At 55.0% G+C, this 19,363-nt stretch carries 21 protein-coding genes; 12 read left to right on the top strand and 9 right to left on the bottom strand.

Annotation, left to right across the window (positions count from 1 at the left end; genetic code table 11):
* Positions 1-67 precede the first annotated feature (67 nt).
* Complete coding sequence (gene hslV, locus AC2FLD_RS15585; RefSeq protein ID WP_050604663.1) at positions 68-625, top strand: ATP-dependent protease subunit HslV; 558 nt, start codon at positions 68-70, stop codon at positions 623-625.
* On the opposite strand, the gene AC2FLD_RS15580 is transcribed toward hslV, so the two are convergent.
* On the bottom strand, positions 617-1,858 hold the full coding sequence (locus AC2FLD_RS15580) for an MFS transporter (protein ID WP_496670236.1): 1,242 nt from the start codon (positions 1,856-1,858) through the stop codon (positions 617-619). The two genes, hslV and AC2FLD_RS15580, sit on opposite strands and share 9 nt — an antisense overlap.
* A gap of 104 nt (positions 1,859-1,962) precedes the next feature.
* Positions 1,963-2,364 (bottom strand): DM13 domain-containing protein, encoded by a 402-nt coding sequence (locus AC2FLD_RS15575; RefSeq protein ID WP_050604661.1) that lies wholly within the window; start codon positions 2,362-2,364, stop codon positions 1,963-1,965.
* Between the two features lie 198 nt (positions 2,365-2,562).
* Here AC2FLD_RS15575 and hslU point away from each other — a divergent pair, with 198 nt between their 5' ends.
* The 3 genes from hslU to AC2FLD_RS15560 all read left to right on the top strand — a co-directional run bounded on the left by hslU (position 2,563) and on the right by AC2FLD_RS15560 (position 6,286).
* On the top strand, positions 2,563-3,870 hold the full coding sequence (hslU, locus tag AC2FLD_RS15570; protein WP_496670235.1) for an ATP-dependent protease ATPase subunit HslU: 1,308 nt from the start codon (positions 2,563-2,565) through the stop codon (positions 3,868-3,870).
* A 98-nt stretch (positions 3,871-3,968) separates the two neighbouring features.
* Complete coding sequence (locus AC2FLD_RS15565) at positions 3,969-5,069, top strand: alpha/beta hydrolase (protein ID WP_496670234.1); 1,101 nt, start codon at positions 3,969-3,971, stop codon at positions 5,067-5,069.
* Positions 5,066-6,286 (top strand): MFS transporter, encoded by a 1,221-nt coding sequence (locus AC2FLD_RS15560; RefSeq protein ID WP_496670233.1) that lies wholly within the window; start codon positions 5,066-5,068, stop codon positions 6,284-6,286. The genes AC2FLD_RS15565 and AC2FLD_RS15560 overlap by 4 nt, the downstream gene beginning before the upstream one ends.
* On the opposite strand, the gene AC2FLD_RS15555 is transcribed toward AC2FLD_RS15560, so the two are convergent.
* Genes AC2FLD_RS15555 through AC2FLD_RS15545 form a run of 3 tightly spaced genes read right to left on the bottom strand, consistent with a single transcriptional unit; the run spans position 6,283 to position 8,563 of the window.
* On the bottom strand, positions 6,283-6,870 hold the full coding sequence (locus AC2FLD_RS15555; RefSeq protein WP_496670232.1) for a Smr/MutS family protein: 588 nt from the start codon (positions 6,868-6,870) through the stop codon (positions 6,283-6,285). The two genes, AC2FLD_RS15560 and AC2FLD_RS15555, sit on opposite strands and share 4 nt — an antisense overlap.
* Positions 6,870-7,907 carry a murein transglycosylase A gene (gene mltA, locus AC2FLD_RS15550; protein WP_496670231.1) on the bottom strand — a complete coding sequence of 346 codons (1,038 nt, stop codon included), beginning with the start codon at positions 7,905-7,907 and terminating at the stop codon, positions 6,870-6,872. Before mltA ends, AC2FLD_RS15555 begins: the two co-directional genes overlap by 1 nt.
* Complete coding sequence (locus tag AC2FLD_RS15545) at positions 7,904-8,563, bottom strand: Tim44/TimA family putative adaptor protein (RefSeq protein WP_496670230.1); 660 nt, start codon at positions 8,561-8,563, stop codon at positions 7,904-7,906. Before AC2FLD_RS15545 ends, mltA begins: the two co-directional genes overlap by 4 nt.
* Positions 8,564-8,671: 108 nt before the next feature.
* Here AC2FLD_RS15545 and AC2FLD_RS15540 point away from each other — a divergent pair, with 108 nt between their 5' ends.
* Both AC2FLD_RS15540 and secB read left to right on the top strand, forming a co-directional pair.
* Positions 8,672-9,172 (top strand): FxsA family protein, encoded by a 501-nt coding sequence (locus AC2FLD_RS15540; RefSeq protein WP_496670229.1) that lies wholly within the window; start codon positions 8,672-8,674, stop codon positions 9,170-9,172.
* A gap of 54 nt (positions 9,173-9,226) precedes the next feature.
* A complete protein-coding gene (secB, locus tag AC2FLD_RS15535; RefSeq protein ID WP_496670228.1) occupies positions 9,227-9,727 on the top strand; it encodes a protein-export chaperone SecB in 501 nt (166 codons plus the stop codon).
* A 24-nt stretch (positions 9,728-9,751) separates the two neighbouring features.
* Here secB and dnaQ read toward each other — a convergent pair whose 3' ends face one another.
* From dnaQ to AC2FLD_RS15515, 4 genes are read right to left on the bottom strand one after another with little or no spacing between them, the layout of a single operon-like run.
* Positions 9,752-10,474, bottom strand: coding sequence for a DNA polymerase III subunit epsilon (gene dnaQ, locus AC2FLD_RS15530; protein WP_496670227.1), 723 nt, complete (start codon positions 10,472-10,474; stop codon positions 9,752-9,754).
* Positions 10,467-11,060: a dephospho-CoA kinase gene (coaE, locus tag AC2FLD_RS15525; protein ID WP_496670226.1), complete on the bottom strand. Its 594-nt coding sequence runs from the start codon at positions 11,058-11,060 to the stop codon at positions 10,467-10,469. Before coaE ends, dnaQ begins: the two co-directional genes overlap by 8 nt.
* Positions 11,057-11,890: a shikimate dehydrogenase gene (locus tag AC2FLD_RS15520; protein WP_496670225.1), complete on the bottom strand. Its 834-nt coding sequence runs from the start codon at positions 11,888-11,890 to the stop codon at positions 11,057-11,059. Before AC2FLD_RS15520 ends, coaE begins: the two co-directional genes overlap by 4 nt.
* Positions 11,887-12,486: a Maf family protein gene (locus tag AC2FLD_RS15515; protein WP_496670224.1), complete on the bottom strand. Its 600-nt coding sequence runs from the start codon at positions 12,484-12,486 to the stop codon at positions 11,887-11,889. Before AC2FLD_RS15515 ends, AC2FLD_RS15520 begins: the two co-directional genes overlap by 4 nt.
* 405 nt (positions 12,487-12,891) lie before the next feature.
* Between AC2FLD_RS15515 and AC2FLD_RS15510 the strand changes: the two genes are divergently transcribed.
* The 6 genes from AC2FLD_RS15510 (at position 12,892) to AC2FLD_RS15485 (ending at position 19,347) form a co-directional block, all read left to right on the top strand.
* Positions 12,892-13,341: a CopD family protein gene (locus AC2FLD_RS15510; protein ID WP_496670223.1), complete on the top strand. Its 450-nt coding sequence runs from the start codon at positions 12,892-12,894 to the stop codon at positions 13,339-13,341.
* Positions 13,342-13,463: 122 nt separating this feature from the next.
* Positions 13,464-14,735 (top strand): transcription termination factor Rho, encoded by a 1,272-nt coding sequence (gene rho, locus AC2FLD_RS15505; protein WP_050604648.1) that lies wholly within the window; start codon positions 13,464-13,466, stop codon positions 14,733-14,735.
* Between the two features lie 31 nt (positions 14,736-14,766).
* Positions 14,767-16,053 (top strand): tRNA uridine-5-carboxymethylaminomethyl(34) synthesis GTPase MnmE, encoded by a 1,287-nt coding sequence (gene mnmE, locus AC2FLD_RS15500; protein WP_496670222.1) that lies wholly within the window; start codon positions 14,767-14,769, stop codon positions 16,051-16,053.
* Between the two features lie 12 nt (positions 16,054-16,065).
* Positions 16,066-17,934, top strand: coding sequence for a tRNA uridine-5-carboxymethylaminomethyl(34) synthesis enzyme MnmG (gene mnmG / locus AC2FLD_RS15495; protein ID WP_496670221.1), 1,869 nt, complete (start codon positions 16,066-16,068; stop codon positions 17,932-17,934).
* Positions 17,931-18,551 carry a 16S rRNA (guanine(527)-N(7))-methyltransferase RsmG gene (gene rsmG / locus AC2FLD_RS15490; protein WP_496670220.1) on the top strand — a complete coding sequence of 207 codons (621 nt, stop codon included), beginning with the start codon at positions 17,931-17,933 and terminating at the stop codon, positions 18,549-18,551. Before mnmG ends, rsmG begins: the two co-directional genes overlap by 4 nt.
* Positions 18,544-19,347: a ParA family protein gene (locus tag AC2FLD_RS15485; RefSeq protein ID WP_050604645.1), complete on the top strand. Its 804-nt coding sequence runs from the start codon at positions 18,544-18,546 to the stop codon at positions 19,345-19,347. Before rsmG ends, AC2FLD_RS15485 begins: the two co-directional genes overlap by 8 nt.
* The last annotated feature ends 16 nt before the right edge of the window (positions 19,348-19,363 follow it).

Here is a 19,363-nt window from a genome sequence, read left to right as displayed (position 1 = left end):
TTTCGGAACGGGTTGCGTCAACACCGCGCCCAGCCCATATATAGCGCCAGTGAAAACGGAGACGATCATGGCAGATAACGACTTTCCCGGTTGGCACGGCACGACGATCATTGGCGTCAAAAAGGGCGGTCAGGTCGTGATAGCCGGTGATGGTCAAGTCAGTCTGGGCCAGACGGTGATTAAGGGAACGGCCCGCAAAGTACGCCGCCTGTCACCCGGCGGGTTTGAAGTTGTGGCTGGATTCGCTGGATCGACCGCGGATGCCTTTACGTTGCTGGAACGTCTGGAATCCAAGCTTGAGGCCACACCCGGCCAACTGGCCCGCGCCTCGGTCGAACTGGCCAAGGACTGGCGCACTGATAAATACCTCCAAAAGCTTGAGGCGATGCTGATCGTCACCGACGGCAAGGACCTTCTGGTGATCACCGGGGCAGGGGACGTGCTGGAGCCAGAACACAATGTGGCTGCCATCGGGTCAGGCGGAAACTTTGCCCTCGCCGCAGCCCGCGCGATGATGGACGGCGACAAAGAGGCCGAGCAGGTGGCGCGTGAGGCCATGGCAATTGCCGCCGACATTTGCGTCTATACCAACGGCAATCTGACGGTTGAGTCGATTTCAGGCTAACAGCGCCTTAATCTCTTTCCCCTTCCAGCGGCGGTGCATTCCGATCAGGCCCAAGATCGCGGCGAATACCACGATGTAGTAGGGCACGCGGATGTCGATACTCATCAGCCCGCCGCCGATCAGGGACATGATGCCTCCGGCCAGACAGAAGACAGCGGTTGTCACGCCCATGACCCAGCCTTGATCCGTCTCACTGACGCTGGAGGAAAACAGGCCCAGCATCGTCGGATAAGCAACTCCGAACAGGAAGTAGAAGAAAAAGACCGGCACATAGCTGAAGACGCCGCTTGGGCTGAAGGCGAAAGCAAGTCCGCAAACCACCATGACCACAAGTGATGTGTAGATAATCGCATGTTTGCTGAACCTCTCCTGCGCGGGTTTCACAAGGAAGGTACTGGAGAAGGCCAATGCCACACCAATGACAACCATCGCCATACTGCCTCCGATGACTCCGTACCCGAAAGCACTGGTCAGGAAATTGTCGACGAACACGTAGAAAGTAACGTTTGCAATCATGAAGAACGAATAAACAGGCAGGATCTTCAGCACCATCGGGTGACCTCGTACCGCGACCAGGCTGTCTGCAATGTCACGGGGCCGGAACACAAAAGGCGCACGATCTATTCGGGTATCCTGGAAGAAGAAAAACACCAGAAAGATAGCGATCAACACCAAAACGAAAGCGCCATAAAACGGGGTTTTCAGCGTCGCGAAACTGCCCAACAAGGCAGCATCTGACAAAACCGCTCCGATAATCGGGCCACCAACAAGGCCAAAGCTGACGCCCGTTACAATATAGCCCATGTTGCGGTCTCGATCCGCGGCGTCAGCACTGCCATCTATCATCGCGGCTTGAGCAATGGGCTGGTTGCCCGCAGTAAATCCGGTGATCGAACGCCCGACAATCAACAGAAGAAGGCTGTTCAGGTAAAGAGCGGCAATGGTCAGAGCATATCCGGCCAATGCCCCACAAAGACACACGAGCAAGGCGTTCTTGCGTCCGATCGAATCCGACACTTTCGAGACGTAGACAACGCCCAGAAACCAAGACAGGAAGAAGCACCCGATTACCAGCCCATAATAGAAATGGCGGCGACCTACCGACGTGCTGTCAGCCAGGAAGCCAGATTTGGTTTCCATGATCAGGGAATTGATGATCGGAAAGACCAATCCTTGCCCGATCAGATCAACAAAAACTACAAAAAGTAGCGTGATCTTGGCAATTTTAGTCATAAAACGCCCCCGGTTCCAATGCCTTGGGGCGAGTGTAACAGACAGTTGCCCTGTTACCTAGCTGCGCGTCAGAGGCCGAAGCGCTCGGCCTCTGACGATCGTGATTACTTCAGTGTTGCCACACCCAGCGGTACACCGGCGACCTCGCACCAGATATAGACTTCGTTGTAGCCCGACACATCCATTGTCGGCGGTACAGCATAAGATTGCTTGCCCGTCAGATGCAGCAGCGCACCCAGCTTGCTGTCAGAAGCGTATTTGCCATCTTTGCCGAAGGCCACGCGCGGGTCGGGACCACCGTCCAGCGAAAAGTCGTCGCCCAGCTCAACGATGTAACGGTCGCCTTCCTTGACCAGTTTCACCGACCCGGTGGTGATGTGGTTCGAGCGGCCCTCGAACGAGCCTTTCTTTTTGGCGCCGCCTGCCACAGCAGCGGTGGTGCCGGCCAGGGTCAGCGCCGCGCCAGTTGCGGCGGCTTTCACAAAAAGCGAACGACGAGTCATCATGATGAGGTATCTCCATTTGTAAATTCAGGCTGGTTTGCCTGTTGTGAAAATCTATGCCTCACATGCCGTAGGTGTGACGATTCACATCACATCGATTTTTCGTGTGCTCGTGGTGAGTTGGCGTGAGATTTTCGCGATCAGCTTGTGTTTTCGCGTCGTATGATTAGGTTCCGTTGCGAAACAACGGATAGAATACCTATGACAGACCTGACCCCGCGCGAGATTGTCTCGGAACTGGACCGCTTCATCATTGGCCAGAAAGATGCCAAACGTGCGGTGGCCGTTGCCCTGCGCAACCGTTGGCGACGCAAGCAGTTGGCTGATGACATCCGGGATGAAGTCTATCCGAAGAACATCCTGATGATTGGCCCCACCGGTGTGGGCAAGACCGAAATCAGCCGCCGTCTGGCCAAACTGGCCCGTGCGCCGTTTATCAAGGTCGAAGCCACCAAGTTTACCGAGGTTGGGTATGTCGGGCGCGACGTGGAACAGATCGTCCGTGATTTGGCAGACGCAGCGATCCTCCAGACCCGCGAATACATGCGCGAAGACGTCAAAGCCCGCGCCCATCAGGCCGCCGAGGATCGCGTGATCGAAGCGCTCGCCGGAACGGATGCCCGTGAAGCGACACGTGAAATGTTCCGCAAAAAGCTCAAATCGGGCGACCTGGACGATACGGTAATCGAACTGGAGGTTTCCGACAGCGCGAACCCGATGCCGATGTTCGACATTCCGGGCCAGCCCGGCAGCCAAATGGGAATGATGAACCTAGGCGATATTTTCGGAAAGGCGTTTGGCGGTCGTACCGTCAAAAAACGCCTGAGTGTCGCCGAAAGCTATGACGTGCTGATCGGAGAAGAGGCCGACAAGTTGCTGGATGACGAAACCGTCAATCGGGTGGCGTTGGAGTCGGTCGAACAGAACGGCATAGTCTTTCTGGATGAAATCGACAAGGTTTGTGCTCGTTCGGACGCGCGCGGCGGTGATGTCAGCCGCGAAGGGGTTCAGCGTGATTTGCTGCCCCTGATCGAGGGCACAACTGTCTCGACCAAGCATGGCCCAGTGAAAACCGACCATATCCTGTTCATCGCGTCAGGGGCGTTCCACATCGCCAAACCTTCGGACCTGTTGCCGGAATTGCAGGGCCGTCTGCCAATCCGCGTGGAACTGCGTGCCCTGACAGAACAAGATTTTGTGCGCATCCTGACCGAAACGGACAACGCACTGACCCGGCAATACACCGCGCTAATGGGCACCGAAGAGGTAGCAGTCAGCTTTACCGAAGACGGCATCGCCGCGCTGGCGAAAATTGCGGCAGATGTAAACCAAAGTATCGAAAACATTGGCGCGCGGCGGCTTTACACGGTCATGGAACGGGTTTTCGAAGACCTGTCCTTTGCGGCCCCCGACAAAGCCGGAACAGAAATCACCGTCGATGCGCAGTTTGTCAGCGACAATCTTGGAGAATTGACCAAGTCCACCGACCTCAGCCGTTACGTTTTGTAACGGGGCAGGCCGGATTTCGCCGTTGTTTTTGCTCGGCCCTGCTGGACGCTGGGCGAGAATAAGATAGCGTATGCACGAACCACCCCGAGGGTTGATCCGTGCTGCGCTATTTCATCATTTTGTTCGTATCTCTTTCGCTCAGCGCCTGCGTTGACCGGACGGTGTCCGAGGTTGTGCCTGCTGCTGCAAGTATCGGCACACCCGAAACCATCTTTGCCAGCACGACCCGAGCGCGTGAGGCTGACGGATCATATGGGTTCCGACGTGGCGAAACGTTAAGGTTTTTGGAAACTACGGTTTCGATTCCGCCGACACATACTCCGGGTACACTCAAATTCTCCTACGCGAACCCTAATCCGCAAAAAGAATTTGTTCTGGCAGATGTGACAGAATTGGACGGCCCTAAAGGGCTGCGCGAACATCTACGAGGTCAGGATGACGTCACCATTTTTGTGCACGGCTACAACTCGACCCAGACCGAAACGATCTTCCGCGCCGCACAGCTGACGCATGACATCGGCCTTCCGGGATCGACGCTGGTGTATTCTTGGCCAAGCCGTGCGACGGGCTACGGATATGCCTACGATCTGGACAGTATGTTGTTTGCCCGCGACGGGTTGGAGCAAACCATCCGCGAACTGAAATCCATGGGTGTGAAACGCGTTATTCTGATCGCGCATTCTATGGGTGGGGCCTTGTCGATGGAAATGATGCGGCAAGCTGAATTGCAGGAACCCGGTTGGGCCAAACGAAACATCGAAGGCGTCGTGCTGATCTCACCCGACCTGGATCTTGATCTGTTCCGTTCACAAATGAAGCGGATCGACAACCCCCCCGATCCATTCCTTGTAATGGTGTCCCAAAAGGACAAGATTCTGAACATCTCGGCCCGCCTTCGCGGCACGCATGAGGGGCAAAGGCTGGGAAACATCAGCTCGATTGATCCGCTTGAGGAATTCCCGATCAGCGTCATCGATACAACAGCATTCAACAGTGACGCGGCGTCCTCGCATTTCGTTGCGGCGACATCCCCGGCATTGCTGTCGATCCTCAACTCGTTGCGGCGCGTCAACAGTACCTTCGGACGTGAGGACCGACCGGCAATCGACATTCTGGTGCCACCCTCCGAGCGCAATCCTGATGGTGCAACTGGAATTGTACTGACAGAAACAGGGCAGGCGGAGGTCGGCTCTCCGTGACGCGGTTCAACCTGCGTCAGTATCTGCTGGACAACGCAACCTGGCTTGGTGCCGGCGTTCTGCTGACTTTTCTGTCCAGTTTTGGACAAACCTTTTTCATTTCGATCTTCGCTGGCGAGATTCGCGCGGAATTTGGCCTCAGCCATGGTGCCTGGGGCGGGCTATACACATTGGGCACAACCCTGTCGGCCATTGTGATGGTTTGGGCCGGGGGGTTAACGGACATCTTCCGGGTCCGGGTATTGGGCCCTGTGGTTCTGGCAGGATTGGCCTTGGCCGCCATTGCCATGTCACTGAACACCTGGTTGCTGGTGTTGCCAGCAGTGATCTTTCTCCTGCGCTTGTTTGGTCAGGGAATGAGCACACATCTGGCCGTTGTCGCAATGGCGCGGTGGTTCACCGTTACGCGGGGCAAAGCGCTCTCCATTGCCTCAACGGGTTATGCGATCGGCGAAGCTTTGCTGCCGCTGATCTTTGTCGCTGCGATGGTTTACCTGGACTGGCGGTGGCTGTGGATTGTTGCTGCGGGTGTCACGTTGTTGGGCATACCCATGCTTATGCGCTTACTGCGTGACGAACGAACACCGCAAAGCTTGTCCAGCGAATCCTCTGCCACAGGCATGCAGGACCGTCACTGGAGCCGCCGCGACGCCCTGTTCCATCCTCTGTTCTGGTTCATGGTGCCATCGGTCCTGGGACCATCGGCATTCATCACCGCGTTTTTCTTCCACCAGGTTTATCTGGCTGATGTTAAAGGCTGGCAGCATATCCAACTGGTAGCGTTGTTTCCGGTCTATACCGGAGTATCGCTTTTGTCCCTGTTTGCTGCGGGCTGGGCATTGGATAAATGGGGCACCGCGCGCATCATGCCCTATTACCAAATCCCCATGGCGATCGGATTTGTCATTTTAGGCATGACCAATTCTATTTCAGGAGCAACGATTGGATTGATCTTTCTGGCTCTGACCGTTGGGGCGAACAGTACATTGCCCAGCGCTTTCTGGGCAGAATTCTATGGAACCCGGCACATCGGAGCCATCAAGGCAATGGCGGCAGCAGTCATGGTACTGGGGTCGGCCATTGGTCCGGGCCTGACCGGGCTTCTGATTGACGTTGGTGTATCGCTGAACACCCAGTTTATCTGGGTAGGCATGTTCTTCGTACTGGTATGCGGTCTGGTTTGGGTCGGAATTTCCCGCGCCCGTCGTGATCTTTAGCGCACGCGCCTGAGATACACATAGTAAGCCCCGTCGCCGCCATGGCTGATATGGGCGGGCGTGACCTGCATCACCGCCTGTGACAGTGGCGGGATGGACAGCCAGTGCGGCACCTGATTGCGCAGGACACCGCGTGGTGTAGGGATCGGGCCGGGCTCGTCCCGATCCTTGCCCTTACCAGTCACAACCAGAACCAGCCGCTTGCCCTGCGCCTGCGCCGTCAGGACAAAACGGATCAGCGCAGGATGCGCCGTGTCGACCCGCATACCGTGCAGATCCAGCTTGCCTTCGGGTTTCAGCTTGCCCCGCTTCATCCGGCCGAAGGCTTTGGTATCCATCTGAACCGGCAAATTGCGCAGCGTATCTGTGACCGATGGTTTCAAATCGTTCAGTTTCGGTTTGGCCTGATGGACCTGACCCATTTCAAACGCTTCTAACCGGGGTTTCGGCGTTTTCTTGGGCTTGGGTTTCGGCAAAGAGGTCGGATGGACCGTCTGCGGGATTTCCGGGTGCATCCGCTCGGCCTGTTTGGCGACCTTGCGCCACAGCTCGATCTCTTCGCTCGTCAGTTTGCGCCGGGTCATCAGAATTCATCCGGCAACAAAGCATAAGCACGCTGGATTGGTAACAAAACGACCATCCGGCCCGGATCTTTCAACCTGCCCGCCGCTTGTCCGGCTTCGTCACCCGTTCCGAAAAAGATGTCTGCCCTTTGCGCGCCTTTAATGGCCGCACCTGTATCCTGCGCGATCATCAGGCGCCGCATCGGGTCCTTTCCGTCTTTTTCAACCCAGACCGGAGCCCCCAACGGGGTATAGGCCGGATCCGCCGCAATGCTGCGCATCGTAGTGATCGATCGGTTCATGGCGCCCAGCGGCCCAAGCTCGGGCGCAACGCGCGAGACTTCGCGGAAGAATACATAGGAAGGGTTGTGGAACAGCAACTCGGCACCAGCTTCTGGGTTCTTGCGCACCCATGCTCGGATCATCTGGGCGCTCACCTCATGCGCACCTAGGACCCCGCGTCGTACCAATTCAACTCCTATGGACCTGTAGGGGTGGCCATTGGCACCGCCATAACCGACGCGCAACGCACCACCATCAGGCAACCGGACACGCCCCGAGCCCTGGATCTGTAGGAAAAACAGTTCAACCGGGTCATCGACCCAGGCAATCTCAAGCCCGCGTCCCTGCATCACATCACCGGTCAGGATTTCCCGACGGCTGAGCCATGGCCCTTTCCGCGCTTCGGGGGGCATTTTGTAAATAGGGTACTTGAAGCGATCAGTCCGGCTACGCGCGCCATCAAGTTCAGGCTCAAAATACCCTGTAAAAAGGGCATCCTTGCCATCCTCGACCAGAACCGGGCGGAAGAAGAGCTCAAAAAACGCCTGCGCAGCATCCGCGTCATATGTCGCCGCTACTCCGCATAACGCGCGCCAATCCGGGTCCTTCAGATCACCACATGTGTTCAGAAAAACGGCAAGGGCTGCACCGTGGTTATCGTCGGCCCAGCCCTGCAGATCGTCGAACGTCAGAATGGATCGCGTTGCCTCGGCCCCGGCAGCGCTGGCAGCGGTCATCGCAGCCACCAGAAAAAGCGACCGGAGCGTAGCAATCATGCGTCCGTGGCAACAAGCAACCAGTTCGGATCGTCCTTGCCCATCACACGGGCAAAGGTCCAGCTGTCCTTTTGGCGTTTCACGGTGTTCGGGCTGCCTTCAATGATGTCACCACCGCGATCCCGCACAACCGAGGTCAACTCACCCACAAACTTCATAGTGATTTCGGCCTCATTGGTATCCTTGTCGAATTTCACATCCGACAGGGCAGTCTCTCGGACGCCGATAAATTCGGCCTCGATGGTCAGTCCCTGATCTTCGCGTGCGGCCACGCCAGCAACGAAGGATTCAAAAACCTCTTCCGACAGGAACGGCTGGATTTCGTCCAGATTTCCCTTTTCGAACCCCATCACGATCATTTCATACGCACCACGTGCGCCATGAACAAATTCACCGACCGAAAAACTGGGCTCCACTCGTTTCATGGCGGCCAGGGTTTGCGCCTGCTCGCTGTCTTCTGCGACATGGTCAGTGATGTCATGATCCGGGCCGCCTTCGATCACCTCGAAATCGCGGCGCGACTTGTGCGCTTCGGGCTGTTGTTGCACAGGCGGTTTTTCAAAACCTTCACGCGTACCCAATACGCTTTTGAGGCGCAGGATCAGGAAAACGGCAATTCCGGCCAGGACCAGTAGCTGGATCATGGGTTCGTTCATTTCATCCTCTTTTCAGAACCGCGACTTTGTATACGCGGCCTCATGCTACTATGTAGGTGAGCGTGGGTGGCAAGTCCACAGCCCGGCCTTAGGGAAAGGATAACGTAAATGTACCTGTTCTTGGCATTTTTGTTGGTGCCTATCATCGAGATTGCGCTGTTTATTCAGGTTGGTGGCCTGATCGGGCTTTGGCCAACCCTTGCTATCGTTGTGCTAACCGCTGTCTTGGGTACGGTTTTGGTGCGGACACAAGGTCGCATGGCGCTGGGGAATTTGCAGCGTTCGTTTGCTGAACTGGATGACCCGACCGAGCCCTTGGCCCATGGTGCGATGATCCTGCTGTCCGGTGCACTATTGCTGACACCGGGGTTTTTTACCGACGCCGTGGGATTTGCATTGCTGGTTCCGGGCGTTCGTGTTGCTGTATTTCGTTATCTCAGGTCGAAAGTCACCGTGGCTCATTTCCAGATGGGGTCGGGAGCCGGATTTCAGTCGCGCGAGAATCCTTTCGGGCAAGGGGACATCATTGACGGGGAATTCAGCGAAGTTCGCCCGAAAAAAGAGCCTTCAAAGCCGTCGAAATGGGTGGAAGGCCCCCACCAGCATTGAGGTGCCGCGCCCAACTTGCTAAGCAGTGGCGAAGTTTAATTTTGGAGTAGATCCATGGCCGAAGAAAACGCTGCAGAAAACACTGCGGCCCAAGCCACCCCGCAGGTTCAGATGCGTGTTCTGGGGCAGTTCATCCGTGACATGTCCTTTGAAAACGTGATGGCGCAGAAGGGTGTGTCAGGCGACGTGCAGCCGGAAATTGCGGTTCAGGTGAACCTGGACGCCAAGAAGCGCAGCGCCGACCATCAGTTCGAAGTGTCCATCAAGCTGAACCTGACATCAAAGGCCAAAGGCCTGGATGACGTGCTGTTCATGTGCGAGCTGGACTATTGCGGTCTGTTCCACGTGGAAGGTGTGCCGGAAGATCAGCTGCACCCGTTCCTGATGATCGAATGCCCGCGGATGCTGTTCCCGTTCCTGCGCCGTATTGTCAGCGACATCACCCGTGATGGCGGTTTCCCGCCAGTGAACCTGGACAACATTGATTTCGTGGCTCTGTATCGCAACGAATTGATGCGCCGTCAGGCCGAACAGGCCCAGAAAACAGACGCCTAAGGGTTTGACCCGTGCCTGAACTGATCAGGCGCGGGTCCACAGGGCGCTTTCGCCCAGTTTTCCAACAAATGCTTCGTGTGCTGCGCGTTCATCCTCGGTGATCCGGGATGGCAATGGTATCGCGCGCGGTGTTGGTCGCCAGTCATCGCTGCCGCCCGCCGCAGAAGACGCAGAAGCCGAAAGGCCGAAATCTGGCTGCCGCCCACCGATCAGCTCCAGATACACTTCGGCCAGAATTTCAGAGTCGAGCAAGGCGCCGTGCAGAACGCGGTTCGAGTTATCGATGTTGAAACGACGACACAGCGCATCCAGTGACGCCGGAGAGCCGGGAAACCGTTTGCGGGCGATTGCCAGCGTATCCAGCGCTTGCTCCATCGGGATTAACGTCGCGCCCATCCTTTTCAGTTCGGCGTTCAGGAACTTCATATCGAACGACGCGTTGTGGATCACCAGCCGCGCATCCCCAACAAAGTCACGAAACCCATGACCAACCTTGGCAAAAACCGGCTTGTCTTTCAGCGTCACCTCACCCTTTTCAGGTGGACGCGGGTTGTCCAACAGGTCTGGACCAATGCCATGCACGCCAAACGCCTCATCCGGCATACCCCGTTCAGGGTTGATATAGACGTGATACGTCTCACCCGTGGCGACGTGGTTCCACAGCTCAACGGCACCGATTTCAACGATCCGGTCCCCGCTTTCGGGGTCGAACCCGGTGGTTTCGGTATCGAGTACAATCTCACGCATTGGCCATCCCCGCCCGTATCTGCCTGACCACATCCTGCACCTGCGCGCGGGCGTGGTCCAGAGTGTCTGTCACGATCACAAAATCCGATCGCGCGCATTTCTCTTCATTTGGCATCTGCTTGGAGCGGATCTGTTCGAATTGCGCCTCGGTCATTGTTCCACGCTTCAGGACGCGGCGCTTTTGTTCATCTGCCGGGATCGAAACACATGCTATCGCATCCATCGCTGCATCTCCGCCGGTTTCAAACAAAAGCGGAATGTCGAACACTGAAATATCGGTTGATGTGCTTTCGCGGAATTCCGCGCGGTCAGCAGCGACCAAGGGATGAACAATGGCCTCAATAACCTTCAACACATCAGCATCAGCGGCAATAATCTGTTTCAACCCATCCCGGCTGACAGCTCCGTCAACAATCGCGGCAGGGAAGGATGCACGCATAGGTTCAACCGCTGCGCCTCCGGGCGCATACAACCGATGCACTGCTGCATCCGCATCCCACAAGGCGCAACCTTCTTCGACAAACATCTGCGCCGTGGTGCTTTTCCCCATGCCAATGGAGCCGGTAAGGCCAAGGGCAAAGCTCATGCCAAAGCCGCCTTGCGCGTTTCCGCGTCTACTTCGGGGCGGACACCGAACCAGCGTTCAAAGCCGGGAACTGCCTGGTGCAGCAACATGCCCAAACCATCGACCGTGGTGCAGCCAGCCTCTTCTGCGGTTTGCAACAGATGTGTTTTCAAAGGGGCATAAACCAAGTCTGTGACAACGGCGCCGGGCTGCAACCCATCCAGGGGAACCCGTAACTCGGGCTGGCCCTGCATGCCCAATGAGGTTGTGTTCACCACCAGTTCCGCGTTTTCGATGACATTCCCGGCCTGAACCCAGTCGACAACACGGATACGCTGACCGAACTCTTCTTTCAGATGATCCGCACGGGCGCGCGTTCGATTGGCCAGCAGGATTTCCGGCACGCCTGCATCGGACAAGGCTTGCAGAACCGCACGTGCCGCCCCTCCGGCGCCGAACACTACGGCTGGTCCGTCTTTGGCATTCCAGTCCGGCGCTCCGCTGCGCAGGTTTTCCATGAAACCGTACCCGTCGGTGTTATCCGCGTGGATCGAGCCATCTTCACGGAACACCAGTGTATTCGCAGCGCCAATCACTGTCGCGCGGTCGGATACGTGGTCGGCAATCTTCAAAGCTGCTTCTTTATGGGGAACGGTAACATTCGCCCCAACAAAACCTGCTTTGGGTAGAGTGCGCAGCACAGTCTCTAGGTCCGCGGATGCAACATCCATAGGAACGTAATGTCCGGCAAGGCCGTAGGTCTTCAGCCAATGGCCATGCAGTTTCGGGGAACGGGAGTGTCCGATGGGATGTCCGATCACCCCGGCCAGAGGAACCCGGTAGTCCGTCATTGATCGATCACCCCTTTGACAGCCAGAAAGTTGAGAAGCTCCAACAGGGGCATACCCAAAACGTTAAAATAGTCGCCGTCAATGGTGGCGAACAGGCGGACACCTTCTTCTTCCAGCTTATATGCGCCGACCGCATGACGGATACTGTCCCAATTCCGCGAAACATAGTCCTTCAGATAGGCATCAGAACTGGCCCGCATCCGCAATCGCACCTGTCCCACATGCCGCCAGATCGGTTCGCCATCCTGATAGATCACCGCGGCAGACAAAAGCATGTGCCGCTTGCCACGCATGGCTTTCAGCTGAGCCATTGCCTGTTCAGGAGTTTCGGGCTTCGACAGCAGCTGACCGTCAAAGTCCAGAACCTGATCACAACCCAGAACCATAGCACCAGGGTTCTTGTCACTGACCTTGCGGGCTTTCATTTCAGCAAGCGTATCAGCAATATCCCGTGGTGATGCGTTTTCGGCCAGTAGGGCGCGTTTGGCCATCTCTTCATCCACGCGTGCAGTTTGAACCGTGAATGGAACACCTGCGTTCTTGAGCAGCTGCGCCCGAATGGCAGATCCCGAGGCGAGAAGAATGGGGACAGACATGTGGAAAACCCCGTGTGCAAGTCGATGAGAGTTATGGAGTGCTTTGTATGGTTTTCCGGTTGACACGCAACCCCGGGATATTCGCAACAAAGATCCTCGAGTCGCTCAAACCCCATCCAGCCGGGACAAGGATAACTTAGAAAACCGGGATAACCTGATTATCCCATGATACCCAAAGAGTTATCCCCAAATCCCACCTTAGTATCCGCATCATAAGATATTGTTTTTAAAGTATAGTTTTTAATTTCAACAGAATCGCCCTAAATTTCGAATGCTCTGTCCACATGGGGAAAACACTTGTGTAAAAAAGTAATCCACGGAATTTGCCTACCCTACAAAACCATCATCCTTTTTCTTTTCTTATTTTTTTATTAGGGAGAGTCCCGAACAACGCCCGGAGCCGAAATGACAGATCTTCTTTTCACGCTGTACCCGTGGGTGAAGTCACTCCATATCATGGCTGTGATCTCGTGGATGGCAGGTCTGTTCTATCTGCCTAGACTATTCGTCTATCATGTTGAGAAAGCGCAATCAGTCGAAGGTGCGCAGGATATCTTCTTTGAAATGGAAGAAAAGCTGCTGCGTGTGATCATGCGCCCTGCGATGATCGTGGCTTGGGTCTGTGGCCTGATCATGGTGTTCACGCCGGGCATTGTTGGATGGGATTGGGCGTGGCCCTGGGTAAAGGGTGCCGCAGTAATCGGCATGACCTGGTTTCATCACTGGCTGATGGTACGGCGCAAAGATTTTCTGGAAGGGCAAAACAAGCTCACTGGGCGGCAGTATCGCATGATGAACGAGGTTCCCACCATTCTGATGGTTGTCATCGTTCTGGCGGTCGTTCTGAAGTTCTGAGGGCCTATTTGACTCCGAACGCTGTCGCGCTTATGTAAGAACCAACACGCCCGTCCGGGCGGCGTATCTTCCGTACTGAAATTCCACTTCGTGCCGCAAACTCAGCGGTGAAGGTTTGTATCATGACAACAGAATCTCTGAATCTGGCCGATCTGAAAGCCAAAAGCCCCAAAGACCTTTTGGCGATGGCCGAAGAGCTGGAGATCGAAAACGCCTCGACCATGCGAAAAGGCGAGATGATGTTCCAGATCCTGCGTGAACGCGCGGATGAAGGCTGGACCGTTGGCGGCGATGGCGTGCTGGAGGTTCTTCAGGACGGTTTCGGTTTCCTGCGCTCGCCCGAGGCGAACTATCTGCCGGGTCCGGACGACATCTATGTCTCGCCCGAGATGATCCGCCAGCACTCGTTGCGGACCGGGGATACGGTTGAAGGCGATATTAAAGCTCCGGACGAAAATGAGCGCTATTTTGCACTGATCAAAGTTACAAAGATCAACTTTGAAGATCCTGAAAAAGCCAAGCACAAGATCGCCTTTGACAACCTGACACCGCTCTATCCCGATGAGCGTCTGAAAATGGAGGTTGAAGATCCCACCATCAAGGATAAATCCGCGCGTGTCATCGATCTGGTGTCTCCCATCGGTAAGGGCCAGCGTTCTTTGATCGTGGCGCCACCGCGGACCGGTAAGACCGTGATCCTGCAAAACATCGCCAACTCGATCGAGAAGAATCACCCTGAATGCTATCTGATCGTCCTGCTGATCGATGAACGCCCCGAAGAGGTGACTGACATGCAGCGCTCGGTGAAGGGTGAGGTTGTATCCTCGACCTTTGACGAACCGGCAACGCGCCACGTAGCCGTGTCAGAAATGGTTATCGAAAAAGCCAAGCGTTTGGTCGAACATAAACGAGATGTTGTTATTCTTCTCGATTCGATCACAAGACTTGGTAGGGCGTTTAATACTGTGGTCCCATCCTCGGGTAAAGTTCTGACCGGTGGTGTGGATGCCAACGCCCTGCAACGGCCCAAGCGGTTCTTTGGTGCCGCGCGGAACATTGAAGAGGGCGGTTCGCTGACCATTATCGCCACCGCGCTGATCGACACCGGCAGTCGGATGGACGAGGTGATTTTTGAAGAATTCAAAGGCACTGGTAACTCGGAAATCGTTCTGGATCGCAAGATTGCAGACAAGCGCGTGTTCCCGGCCATCGACATCCTCAAATCCGGCACCCGGAAAGAGGACCTGCTGGTCGACAAGGGTGATTTGGCCAAGACTTTTGTTCTGCGCCGTATTCTCAACCCGATGGGAACGACCGACGCAATCGAGTTCCTGCTGTCGAAGTTGAAGCAGACCAAGACAAACTCGGAATTCTTCGATTCAATGAACACCTGACGCCGAACCGGTTCTGACGCGGGGGCTATTCATGGATACGATATTTGCCCTGGCCAGCGCGCAAGGCAAAGCTGGAGTGGCGGTTATACGCCTCTCGGGCCCGGACTCGCATTCTGCGGCGGCGCGATTGACAGGTGGCACGCTACCTGAGCGTGGAATGGTTCTGCGTACCCTGCGAGATCAGGGCGGAGCACGTCTGGACGACGGATTGGTCCTCACATTCCAGGCTCCGGCCAGTTTCACCGGCGAAGATGTGGCAGAGCTCCAGGTCCATGGCAGTACTGCGTCCGTCAACGCTGTGCTGCGATGCTTGTCGGATACTGATGGGCTGCGTATCGCGGAACCGGGTGAGTTCACGCGCCGGGCGCTTGAAAATGGTAAAATGGACCTGACGCAGGTCGAAGGTTTGGCCGATCTGATCGACGCCGAAACCGAGGCGCAGCGCAAGCAAGCACAAACCATTTTGGCTGGCGAGCTGGGCACTTTGGCAGAACGGTGGCGTCAGGATTTGATACGGGCTGCGTCCTTGTTGGAAGCTGTTATCGACTTTGCTGATGAAGAGGTTCCAACAGATGTAACGCCTGAAGTCCGTGAACTGATCCAGGGTGTCACGTCTGACCTTCGCCGCGAGGCAGATGGTGTGAAAATCGCCGAACGTATACGCACAGGGTTTGAAGTTGCAATCGTGGGGCTTCCGAATGCAGGTAAATCTACTCTTTTGAATGCCTTGGCCGGTCGAGAGGCCGCAATTACCTCAGAATATGCTGGGACCACGCGTGATGTGATTGAAGTTCGGATGGATCTTGCTGGATTACCAGTGACTTTGTTGGATACGGCCGGGTTGCGAGAAACCGAAGACCATGTCGAAAACCTGGGCATCGAGCTGGCGCGCAGTAGAGCGGAGGCTGCCGACCTACGTGTTTTCCTGTCAGATACACCGGAAGAACTTGGTGTTGGGAAGCAAGAGGGTGATATTCATGTTCTGCCAAAGGCTGACCTTCGAGGTGAAAGAAGTCATGGTGTATCTGGAAAAACAGGGCAGGGACTCGATGCGCTTGTAGACCAGATTTCGTATGAACTTAGTAAAAGAACCACTACCCATGGTATTGCAACACGGGAACGCCATCGCGTTGCAATCAATAGGGCGTTGGATTCTCTCCAGTCGGCGATCTCGGTTCTGGAATCAGGCCCGAACCTGTATGATATCGTGGCAGAAGAACTGAGAACCGCCATACGGGCTCTTGAATCTCTGGTTGGCAGAATAGATGTCGAAACACTGCTGGATGAAATCTTCTCTAGCTTCTGTTTGGGAAAGTAAGGAGTGTTTCACGTGAAACATTCGAAGTTTGATGTCATCGTAATTGGCGCAGGGCACGCCGGGACCGAGGCCGCTCATGCCTCTGCGCGGATGGGCGCTAGTACCGCGTTAGTAACCCTATCAGCGTCAGACATAGGTGTTATGTCTTGTAACCCAGCGATTGGGGGCTTGGGGAAAGGCCACCTGGTTCGCGAGATTGACGCGCTTGACGGTGTTATGGGACGTGTCGCGGACCAAGCGGGCATTCAATTTCGTTTATTGAACCGCCGAAAGGGACCGGCAGTGCAGGGTCCCAGAACACAAGCAGACCGCGCCCTCTATCGGGCAGCGATGCAGAGAGAAACGCAGAATCAGATCAACCTGTCTGTTATCGTCGGTGAAGTTGTCGACTTTCTCATGGATGGATCGCGCGTTTCCGGCGTGCTACTTTCGGACGGATCAGAGATTGCTGGTCGCGCAGTTATACTGACATCTGGGACATTTTTGCGTGGCGTCATTCATATCGGTGACGTGTCCCGCCCTGGTGGACGGATGGGTGACCGCCCCTCTGTCAAGCTTGCCGAACGTCTGGATAGTTATGATTTGCCGTTGGGACGTTTGAAAACAGGTACGCCACCTCGCCTGGACGGGCGGACAATCGACTGGTCCGACCTAGAGCGTCAAGACGGGGACGAAGAGCCAACACTGTTCTCGTTTCTGTCTACGGACGTAGTCGCACCGCAGATTTCCTGTGGAATCACACATACCAACGCAAAAACACATGAGATCATCGAGGCCAATCTTTCGAAGTCAGCAATGTATGGCGGCCATATTGACGGCATAGGCCCTCGATATTGCCCCTCTATTGAGGACAAGATCGTACGATTTGCAGACAAGGAATCGCATCAGATTTTTCTGGAACCCGAAGGGGTGAACGATCACACGATCTACCCCAATGGTATTTCGACGTCGCTTCCTCAAGACGTGCAGTTGCAGTATGTCCGATCCATAAAAGGCCTTGAAAGCGCAGAGATTTTACAACCGGGTTATGCTATTGAGTATGACTACGTCGATCCTCGTGTTTTAACTGGAACTCTGTCGCTTCCCGATGTTCCGGGACTGTATTTGGCGGGTCAAATTAATGGAACCACAGGGTATGAGGAAGCGGCCGCGCAAGGTATGGTTGTCGGCCTCAATGCCGCGCTGGAGGTGCACGGTCGTGATCCTGTACATTTTACCAGATCCGACAGCTATATCGGAGTTATGATAGATGACCTGACAACACGCGGCGTGGCTGAACCCTACCGGATGTTTACCTCGCGGGCAGAGTTTCGTCTTTCCCTTCGCGCAGATAACGCAGACCAACGCTTGATGCCAGTCGGGATAGAGCTCGGATGCGTTGGGTCTCACCGCCGGGCACATTTTGAAGACAAAATGAACCAGCTTGATGAGGTGAAGGCTAAGCTGACTAAGCGAACCTACACACCAAAAGAAGTGCTTTCCGCTGGGATAAACGTCAACCAAGATGGGAATCGCCGCGACGGGATGGCGATCCTGGCCTTTCCGGACGTATCTTTTGATAACTTGCTGCCTTTGATCCCGGATCTGCAAGATGTAGATGAAAAAATCAGGCTTCAGGTCGAACGTGATGCACTTTATGCAAACTATATTGCTCGCCAGAAACGCGATGTGGAAGCAATGAAGCGGGATGAATCATATGTTATTCCACGCGACTTCGATTATTTCTCTTTGGAAGGCTTGTCATCGGAGATGAAGCAAAAGCTATCGCAGGCGAAACCTTCAAATATCGCCCAGGCAAGTCGGGTCGAGGGGGTTACACCTGCTGCGCTGACGCTTGTGCTCGCAAAGCTCCGCCGTGATGACAGGGCGCGACGGGCATGACTGCAGAATATTCCACATTTGAGCGTTTGAATGTTTCACGTGAAACATTCGAGCGATTGGAAGTCTATGTTGATCTCGTAAAACGCTGGAATCCCAAGATCAATCTTGTGTCCCGCAATAGTCTGGAGCACATCTGGGATCGCCATATCCTCGACTCCGTGCAAGTTTATAAATGCGCCGATCAGTTCGAAAACTGGGTGGATATCGGAAGCGGAGGCGGGTTTCCGGGGATGGTGTGCGCTTTGATTGCGGCTGATCAATCACCGGATTCCAAGTTTTCCTTCGTTGAAAGCGATCAAAGAAAGTCCGCTTTCTTACGTAGTGTTGCACGGGAATGTGGAATTAAGTGCACTGTGGTTTCAAAACGAATCGAAAGCGTTGATCCTTTGTATGCAGATATCCTTTCTGCCCGCGCACTGGCAGAATTGCGGGTTTTATTGTCCTTTTGCGACAGGCATTTAAGCAAGAATGGTACCGCTTTGTTGCCCAAAGGCGTAAACTGGAAAAAAGAGCTGTCAGAGGCTCAAGAAGAATGGAAATTCGATGTCGAGCCGATTACAAGTTTAACTGAACCTCAGGCCGTTATCCTTAAAATCAAAGGAGTATCACGTGGTTGATCTGTCCCGACCTTCAGGACCTCGGATAATAGCGGTCGCCAATCAGAAGGGCGGGGTAGGGAAGACAACGACGGCAATCAACTTGGCAGCGGGTTTGGCGGAATCCGGTTGCAGGGTTTTGGTGGTTGATCTTGACCCTCAGGGGAATGCGTCCACCGGTTTGGGTGTAGAGGATCGGGATTGGACAACTTATGATCTCATCCTTGACGATGCTCCGTTGGAGGCCGTCGTTCAGGAAACGGAAATCGAAAATCTTCTGGTTGTTCCGGCTACAGTCGATCTGAGTTCGGCTGACATTGAATTGATTTCGAACGAAAAGCGTAGTTATTTGCTGCATGATGCGCTGCGGCAGACTGCGGTTGATGTCTACAACCTGGACTTTATCCTTATTGATTGCCCGCCGTCGTTGAACCTGTTGACCGTCAACGCGATGGTGGCGGCGCATTCGGTCCTTGTGCCGCTGCAAAGTGAGTTCTTTGCTCTGGAAGGTCTCTCTCAGCTGATGCTGACGATCCGGGAAGTTCGACAAACCGCGAATCCTGACCTGAGAATCGAAGGTGTTGTGTTGACCATGTATGACAACCGCAACAACTTGTCCCGTCAGGTCGAAAAGGATGCGCGTGACAATCTGGGTGAGATGGTCTTTAAGACAAAGATACCCAGGAATGTGCGGGTCAGTGAGGCACCGTCGTATGCGCTGCCTGTCTTGCAATACGACTCGGGTTCGCTTGGTGCGATGGCTTATCGGCATCTGGCCCGCGAGATCATGCACAAGAACAACAAGACCGCTGCTTAGGCGGAAGTGAGGAGGG

The organism is Ruegeria sp. CDSA021 (genome assembly GCF_059612325.1).
Note: the sequence above shows the minus strand (reverse complement) of the source record. Positions and strands in the feature narration are given on the sequence as shown.